Consider the following 9,137-nt stretch of genomic DNA (forward strand, 5'->3'; position numbering starts at 1 on the left):
CAATTTCCCTTGGAAATTTGGCAGAAAAAGCAAGAAAAAATCGAAAAATTTTTTGGTCCAGGCATCTCGGTTCAATTAAAGAATACTGGGGAAAATTGCCTTGATTTAGCTCTAATTGCTCAGATTTGAGTCTTTAAATCAAAAAGATTAAATCCAGCAGGCAGACGGGGTAAATTCCCCCGTCTCTTGCCTCTAAAAATAGCAATTAAACCCGGATAAAATTCGTCTAAATTGGATTAGATAATTTACTTTTCGAGGCGGACTACATACCATTGGAAATATTCTCCCGGACCTAAATCAAATTCACAGCTAGTTTCCAAAAGATATTGAGCTTGAGCCTCAATTGTGGGAAACTTTTGCAAATCCCGAGGCAAATTATCTTGGCGATCGCCTAAAATTGCTTTGAGCCTAAAGAGCAATTCCTCAGCGGTCAGTAATTGTTCCGGTTGATTGACTTCTAGGACGACAAAATGAGTTTCGTCTTGATACATTAAGGAGTTAGGCATCGTTCTGATTCGGATGATGGGTTTGGATAATGTTGACTGATTCGGGGTCAGGATATAACGTCAGTGTTGCGCCAAGGGGCAGGATATGTTAGTCCCTCAAGGGAAAGTCTCAAAAGCCTTTTCGTTAGCGGACTAACGCACCATTCTAATGCCCTATTCTCATGCACCATTCCCGAACGGGATGGCGATCGCCACTACAGACGAGGGACCGCCAATAGCCTGCTCGTTTCCCTCAGAGGGACGAATCCCCAGGGGATCTATAGCAATCCTAAATGATTTATGACATATATAGCTCCCCTCTCCCCCTTTGGGCCGCCGACGAGAAAGGGGTGAGGGGATTCCACAACGGATTTAGGATCTGCTATATACCCCGTGCAATATTAAGCTTTAACAAAGAATTCCCCCCGGCTGGCTTAAAATTCCTATAATTTGGCTAAACTTATAAAACAATTATATCAGGGTTCTATCTGACATTCTTCCATTTTAACCCAAACAATGGAGAAGACCGCTCACCGGATTTTACCCGTTGCTCCCTATTCTAAAAAGATAAAAACAGATCAGCCCAAGCGAAAACGGTTCAATCAATAGAAAGTCAAAGACAAGGGAACGAGAGACAGAAACAAAGCGCTCGACAATATCCAAGGGGGATAAATGCAGAACCAAATTTTAGGATTGTTCACAAACTCACCGATCGCCAGTCTGCCGAGAGAGAGCCCAACCTCATTCATCCCTCATGAGCATAGTTACTCATGGAAACCCGAATTAATAGCACTCCATGCTAGTTCCGATGCCATCATCGCCCTCTCCTCCCTCGCCATCCCCATAACCCTGCTATATCTCATCCGCCAACGAAAAAACCTACCCCTTACTTGGATACTTGTCCTAATTGGCACATTTATTATCTCCTGTGGCACCACCCATCTAATCGAAATCTGGACCCTGTGGCATCCCGACAATTGGCTATCCGGTGGAATCAAAGCCATCGCCGCCAGTCTCTCCCTCGCCACCGCCATCCTACTCATCCCCCTAACCGCCAAAACCTTAGCATCGCCCTCCCCAGAGCAATCAAAACAAACCAACCAGCAACCTCCGCCAGAAATTGGACAACCAAAGCAAATAGAAACAACCTGGCCCGAAAACAAACTAGAACTAGAAAACCCCATTGCCCAACCAACCCAACAAACGCAAACCGCCAACAAAAAAATCCCAAAAGAAATCAACCAACCCAAACAAACAATTAAAACACTCGCCGGATACCGTACATCCCACCTACAAACCCTAATTCAACAAGCCCCAGCAATACTCTATGCCACCGATCGCCAGGGCAACATCACCCTATTAGAAGGAAAATCCCTACCCTCATTAGGCTTAAAACCAGAAACCGCCATCGGTACATCCATCTTCCAGTGGTATGCCGATCACCCGAAAATCCTCAACCAAATCCATCAGGTACTTCACGGCAAAGAACAAAACTGGACCAGCAATTGGAATCAATTCATTTACCAACATAAATTGGCCCCAATCTGGGACAAAAGCAACAACATCACAGGGATAATCGGCGTCGCCACCGACCAAACCGAACAAGTGCGATCGCAACAAATCCTTCATCAAAATGAAAAACTCCACAGCACCCACACCGTACCCTTGCCAACCGAAACCACTCAAATCGACACCGTAATAGTCGTAGCACAGGATATCACCGATCGCAAAAACGCCGAACAAGAACGCGATCGCTTCTTCACCCTCTCCCTCGATATGCTCTGCATCGCCGGATTCGATGGATACTTCAAACTCCTCAACCCCACCTGGGGAAAAATCCTCGGTTACACCGACACCGAACTATTCTCCCAACCCTTCATCGAACTCGTCCATCCAGACGATCGCGCCGCCACCCTAACCCAAACCGAAAAATTGAGCAACTTGAACGTTCTTGCCACTGGCTTTGAGAACCGCTATCGCTGCAAAGATGGCTCCTATCGTTGGGTCCGCTGGAACGTCACCCCCCTTCGCGAACAAAAACTACTCTACTGTGTCGCCCATGACATCACCGATCGCAAACAAGCCGAAAAAGCCCAGGACGAAAACGCCGCCCAACTCCGAACCATCTTTGAAAGCGCAGCCATTGGCATCGTCCTGGGAACCTTAGACAAAGGCCAAATTCTCAAAAGTAATCCCGCCTTTGAGAAAATGCTCGGCTACACCCAAGCCGAACTCTCCACCCTAAACTTTTCCGACTTCACCCACATAGAAGACCTACAAAAAGAACTCCCCCTATTTCAGGCACTCCTAGAAGGAGAGCGCCCCAGCTACGAAATCCAGAAACGCTATATCCGCAAAGACGGGTCAAAAATCTGGGTTGACCTAACCGTTTCCATCATTCAAAATGCCAAAGGCAACAACAAAATTGCCCTAGGAATGGTTCAGGATATTACAGAACGCTTTCAAGCAGCAGAAGCCCTCCGCCAAAGCCAAGAAAAATATCGTTCCGTAGTCGATAACATCAAAGAAGTAATCTTCCAAACCGATGCCACCGGCTCCTTCACCTTTCTCAATCCAGCTTGGACAGAAATTACCGGATTTGAAATAGACCAAACCCTTGGCACCCCCTGGTTAAATTACATCCAAGAAAACGACATCCCCCTATTTTCCCAATACCTAGAAACACTCATTGCAGGAGAACAACAAAACCCTCAAACTGAAATGCGATACCGAACCCAAACCGGGGACCACCGTTGGATAGAAGTATTTGCCCGAAGAAATCAGAATCAAGCCCACGAAATCACCGGAATCAGTGGCACCCTCAATGACATTACCGATCGCAAACAAGCCGAGTCCGAAAAAACTCAACTCATTGCCACCCTGCAAGAAAGCGAATCAGCCATCCGACTGCTCTATTCCGTCACCGCCGATCGCACCCTGGACTTTGATACCCGACTCTCCCGAATATTAGAAATGGGATGTCAGCGCTTTGGCTTAGATATTGGCATGGTAGGCCGTTTAGACAGCCCCAGAGAAAGTCGAGACGGCAGCGCAACCGGTTCCACCATTGAAGCGATCGCCCTGCAACTCCCCAGCAACGCCTTAATTCCATTGACCAAAGGAGACGCCTTTAAATTAGACCTCACCTATTGCTCCCTTGCCATCCACTCAAAAGAGCCAATCACCATCGCCTCAGCCCGAGAATCCCAATGGCGAGAGCATCCCGCCTATAAAATTCGGGGATTAGAAGCCTATCTAGGAATCCGACTACTTATCGGAGGTGAAGTTTACGGTTGTCTGAGCTTTTCCTCACCCCAACCCAAAACACACCCCTTTAAATCCGTTGACCAAGAATTGTTAAAACTAATGGCCCAATGGATCTGCCGTGAAATCGAGCGGAATCAGGCTCAAATCGCCCTAGAACAACAACTAAATCGCAGTCTACTCCTGAGCCAAATTAGCCAGGAAATTCGCCAAAGTTTAGATACTCAAAAGATTTTTCAGACCACGGCTACCCAAATTGGTCAGGCATTTAAAGTCAATCGCTGTTTGATTCATAGCTATATTGACGGCAACCCACCGAGAATTCCCTTAGTGGCGGAGTATTTAGAGCCCGGATTTAAAACCATGATTAACCTGGAAATGCCAGTAATCGGGAATACTCATGTAGAACAACTCGTCACAAGCGATCGCGCCTTAGTCTCCCCGGATGTGTATAAAGACCCCCTGCTCAAAGGAGCCCAGGAAATCTGTCAGCAAACCGGTATCAAATCTATGTTAGCTGTGCGGACTTCCTATCAAGGAATACCCAACGGGATAATTGGGATACATCAGTGCGATCGCTACCGACACTGGACTCGCGAAGACATAGAACTGTGTCAAGCCGTCGCCGAACAAGTAGGAATTGCCCTAGCTCAAGCCCAACTCCTCCAACAAGAAACCCTCGCCCGTCAAGAAATAGCCAGCCAAAGCCAAGCCGCCAAACAAGCCCAAAAAGCAGCAGAAGCCGCCAACTGCGCCAAAAGTGAATTTCTCGCCACTATGAGCCACGAAATCCGCACCCCCATGAATGCTGTAATCGGGATGACGGGATTGCTATTGGATACCCCTTTAGATGCTTTGCAGCGCGATTTTGTAGAAACGATTCGCACCAGTGGCGATGGCTTGCTCACGATTATTAACGACATCCTCGACTTCTCGAAGATTGAGTCTGGGAAAATGGATCTGGAGGAACATCCGTTTAATCTGCGCACTTGCATAGAGGAATGTCTGGATTTAGTGGCATCTAAAGCGGCAGAAAAACAGTTAGAACTCGCCTATTTATTCGGTCCCCAAACTCCTGAAGGAATCATCGGCGATGCCACCCGCCTGCGCCAAATTTTGGTGAATCTACTCAGTAATGCGGTTAAGTTTACCCAGGAAGGGGAGACGATTGTTTCGGTGAATGCGACGTTAGTGCAGGATGCTCGGTTGGGGAACGCGATAGAAGCAGGAGCTCGCTGTGGGGGAATGTTTCAACTTCACTTCTGCGTGAAGGATACGGGAGTGGGGATTCCGCCCGATCGCATGAACCGCCTGTTTAAATCGTTTTCTCAGGTGGATTCTTCAACTACTCGCAAATATGGGGGGACTGGTTTGGGATTAGCGATCGCCAAGCGCCTGAGCGAACTGATGGGCGGTACGATGTGGGTGGAAAGTGAAATGGGGTGCGGTTCGATGTTCCATTTTACAATTCAGGCTGCTGCAACTTCGGAATTTGTCTCAGTGAGTCCAGAGGATGAAGTGCCTCAACTCACGGGGAAACATTTACTGATAGTGGATGATAATGCTACCAATCGTCTGATACTCACCCGCCAAGCCCAATCTTGGGGAATGCGAACGACAGCGGCGGCTTCTGGGCCGGAAGCGTTGGCTGGGTTGGAGGATTCGGACTCTCGTTTTGATTTGGCTATTTTGGATATGCAGATGCCGGTGATGGATGGGTTGGCCCTAGCGAGGGCGATTCGTCAACTCCCCAATGGCAGTCGCCTACCTTTGGTGATGTTGACTTCTCTGGGTTGGCAACCAGTGTCTCAGGAAGCGGCAGGGGTTGATTTTGCGGCGTTTTTGAGTAAGCCGATTAAGCAGTCTCAATTGTTTGATATTTTAGTTGGGATTTTTCTGCACGCATCGAATAAGGAGGATTTAAGGGGCCGTCGGGTTGCTTCTTTCCCCCCTGTGTCAACTCTTCCAAGGAGCAGTCGGCCCTTGAGGATTTTGTTAGCGGAAGATAATGTAGTGAACCAAAAGGTAGCGTTGCGGATATTGGAACGGATGGGATATCGTGCGGATGTTGCGGGGAACGGATTGGAGGCGATCGCGGCGTTGAATCGTCAAAGCTATGATGTGATTCTGATGGATGTGCAAATGCCGGAGATGGATGGTTTGGAGGCGACTCGTCGCATCTGTGAGGAGTGGAGTGAACGCCGGGATGTTTCGGTGATGGGGCGGCCTTGGATTATTGCGATGACTGCTAATGCGATGCAAGGCGATCGGGAAATCTGTTTGCGATCGGGAATGGATGATTACATTAGTAAACCCATTCGTGTGGAAGCTCTTGCTGAAGCACTGGCTGGATGTCATTTTTATTCAGAATCCTTCCCTCCGGCACCGACATCAGATAGATCCTCCCCACCGGAATCTGCCTGGGGCGTCTCTGACCCCGAAATCTCGGATCCATCTACAGCCACCGACATCCCCAGTCCCGAATCTCTTCTCAATCCAGGAAGCACTCCTCTCGATTCTGAAGCTCCAGTTAAGATTCAATTGTTCAATTCGTCGCTTTCTTCTTTATCTCCTATGTCTAATTCTTCATTGTCCGACTCAATTCCTGAACTTCCTATCGATACCAAAGCGTTGCAAAATTTGCGAGAAATGGTGGGTGAAGATGAGCCATTCGCGTTTATTGAAGTGGTTGAGAGTTATCTAAGTGATTTACCGAATCTGTTAGAAACTTTGGAGGTTTCTGTGCAGGAACAAGATGCTGCAACTCTGCATAGAGCGGCTCACACGCTAAAATCAACCAGTGCTACTCTTGGTGCGAAACCTTTGGCTCGACTGAGTAAGCAGTTAGAAAAGCTCGGACGAACTAGCACGGAGGAGGGAATCCTTTTGCCCCCAGAGGCATTGGTACTGGTGCGATCGATTTATTTGGAGTACGAACGCCTCAAGCCAGCTTTACAAGATGAGTTGCAGCGATGAAAAACCGGGGTTGAGGAACAAGGAACCTCGTAACCGTCCTATCTTAGGACTGACGCCAGTCCAGGTTCAAAACTCTAAATGTAGCCTTGCTCCGTAAGTCCTATATCTATTGAAGGCGATACCGAGGTCCTAGGCTAAAGGTAGGGGAAACCATTAGCATAACAATAGATGCCGATATGGGTGATCGAATTTCTGGCGGGTAGAACGTATGGATAGGGTGAGCTTGGGTGCGTCTAAATGTCCGGTATGTGGAACTGAATATGTGCAGGGGGAACAGACACTCTGCCCAACCTGTGGGTGGGATGTAACGTTGGCTCCCCCGTTAATGCCTGGGGAGTTGCCCCCCGCGAATTCTCCTGGTGATGGGACCAAACTATTTTGGGCGAGAAACGTCTGGGCGCTGGTTCAAGAACGCGACTCAGCCGTTAAACAATTAGAGTGGAAGTTAGCCGATATTGAAGGACAGTTATCTAAAGTTTGGGAACGCTTAGATCGGGCTGGGAAAGAACGAATTAATACCCAGGAAAAGGTCGATCGCCTGTTATTTGAGAGTGAGGAATTCCGCCAACAGCGCGATCGCCTAGAAGCGGAGATTAACCATGAGCGTCAAGAACGCCTAGCTGGGTACGAAGAGTTAGAGACTCGACTGAATGAAGTGTGTTCTCAGTTACAGCAAAGCAATGGCGATCGGCCACAAATTTCTCAACCCCTTCATCCCATTCAATCGAGCAGCAATCCCATGATAGAACCCCAGAATTTAAAAGAAATGTTGGCCAACCTCCATCAAGAAATAGCCCGGTTGAAGCCCCACCAAGAAAGGGAAGCATTTCAGGAAATTCAGGAATTAAAAAACCAGTTAAATGAGTCGAAATCAGAACAATTAAAATTAACCAATAAACTGGTCTCTGAACAAAAAAAATCGGTAGCTTTCCAAGAAAAAATTAAAGAGTTGAACGCTGAAATAGAAGCCAAAACTCTCAACGATGGGGCGGTTGAATTTGAATTAGAAATGGTCAATTTATTGATTTCATCTTTGGCCGACCCCTCTGAATCTGTCCAGCGATGGGCTTATGCGTTGCTTAAACGCAGTCATTTGGCCAAAGCAAAAATGGCTATAGAAGATTATCAACCCTATCGGTTTTTCCGCTGCTTACAAATCGTAGAACATCAAAAAGCCGTGCGAACATTGGCGATTGACCCAAATGGAAATTTTTTGGTCAGTGGCAGTAATGATAAAACCGTCAAAATTTGGGAAATCAACACGGGAAATCTGATTAAAACAGGTATCGGTCACACGGGTTCTGCGATCGCCCTAGCAATTTCCCCCAATGGCGAACTCTTCGCCAGTGGCAGTGGAGACAATACTATCAAACTTTGGGAACTCAAAACTGGCAAACTCTGCTTCACCCTACGAGGACATACGGGATGGGTGAATGCTTTGGCTTTTCATCCCAAAGGAAATATGCTGGTGAGTGGGGGTGCAGATAAAACAATTGCTTTATGGAATTTGGATACCCAGGAATTAATCGGAACGTTTTACGGACATACGAGTACCGTGCGATCGCTCTCCATTAGTCCCCAAGGAAATACCCTGATTAGTGGGGGAAATGATAATATGATTAAAATTAGAAACTTACTCACCGGAGAATTACTTCATACCCTCACCGACCATACTGGATCTGTCTGTTCCGTTGCCATTAGTCCCGATGGCAATCTCTTAGCCAGTGGGAGTAATGATACCACTTTGCGCCTCTGGAATGTCGGAACTGGCAAACTTTTGTACACCTTGGCGGATCACTCCAGTGGGGTGACTTCTGTTTCTATTTCCCAGAATAATATGATGGCAAGCAGTTCCGATGATGGGACCATTAAAATCTGGGATTTAGAACAAGCTAGACCTATTCACACCATTCCTCCATTGAAAACGACTCACGGAAATGAAGGGTATATGTTATGCAGTGTGATCGGTCCCAACGGAGATAAAATTGTCACGGGGTTTGATGGGGGTAAGATTAAAATTTGGGGAATTGGTGACCATTAACCCCCATTCCATCCGGGGTTAGTTCGGACTCAATCAGTTGTGTTGCATCTCTATCTAAGCCATTATGTCTAACTGTCCGATTTGTCAAGCGGAATTTACCAAAGGAGAATGCGATCGCTGTGCTAAATGTGGCTGGGATTTGACCCCCTATCCCGCATCGGTTACCCCGGATATTCGACCGATTATTTTATCGAAAGAACGGGTCAAAGTAGCTTGGGCTAAACGACTCTGGACAACCCTGCGATCGCAGCAAGATGAACTCAGAAGCGCCAGCAATATGATTCAGCAACTAGAACAAGAAACCCGAGTTCTTCAGTCTCATCTGACCCAAATTTCCTCTTCTTTTAATCCTCATGCCTCTCCAGAGTCCC

Annotated in this window: 4 protein-coding genes and 1 pseudogene; 4 read left to right on the forward strand and 1 reads right to left on the reverse strand. The window is 47.3% G+C overall.

Features of this window, described 5'->3' with window-relative positions:
• Positions 1-9: 9 nt before the first annotated feature.
• On the forward strand, positions 10-129 hold the full coding sequence (locus tag J0895_RS07730) for a DUF2854 domain-containing protein (RefSeq protein ID WP_242541137.1): 120 nt from the start codon (positions 10-12) through the stop codon (positions 127-129).
• 116 nt (positions 130-245) lie between these two features.
• Here the strand turns inward: J0895_RS07730 and J0895_RS07735 are convergent, their stop codons facing one another.
• The gene (locus J0895_RS07735) at positions 246-506 is read right to left on the reverse strand and encodes a CRR7 family NDH-1 assembly protein (RefSeq protein WP_207087527.1); all 261 of its coding nucleotides are present in this window, start codon (positions 504-506) and stop codon (positions 246-248) included.
• 651 nt (positions 507-1,157) lie between these two features.
• Here J0895_RS07735 and J0895_RS07740 point away from each other — a divergent pair.
• The 3 genes and pseudogenes from J0895_RS07740 to J0895_RS07750 all read left to right on the forward strand — a co-directional run.
• Positions 1,158-6,725 carry a PAS domain S-box protein gene (locus J0895_RS07740; RefSeq protein WP_207087528.1) on the forward strand — a complete coding sequence of 1,856 codons (5,568 nt, stop codon included), beginning with the start codon at positions 1,158-1,160 and terminating at the stop codon, positions 6,723-6,725.
• A 310-nt stretch (positions 6,726-7,035) separates the two neighbouring features.
• Complete coding sequence (locus J0895_RS07745; protein ID WP_207087529.1) at positions 7,036-8,766, forward strand: WD40 repeat domain-containing protein; 1,731 nt, start codon at positions 7,036-7,038, stop codon at positions 8,764-8,766.
• Positions 8,767-8,830: 64 nt separating this feature from the next.
• Positions 8,831-9,137: pseudogene (locus tag J0895_RS07750) on the forward strand (hypothetical protein); the annotation flags it as partial.

The sequence above is a fragment of the Phormidium pseudopriestleyi FRX01 genome (assembly GCF_017313335.1).
In the GTDB taxonomy this organism is placed as follows: Bacteria; Cyanobacteriota; Cyanobacteriia; order Cyanobacteriales; family Laspinemataceae; genus Laspinema; species Laspinema pseudopriestleyi.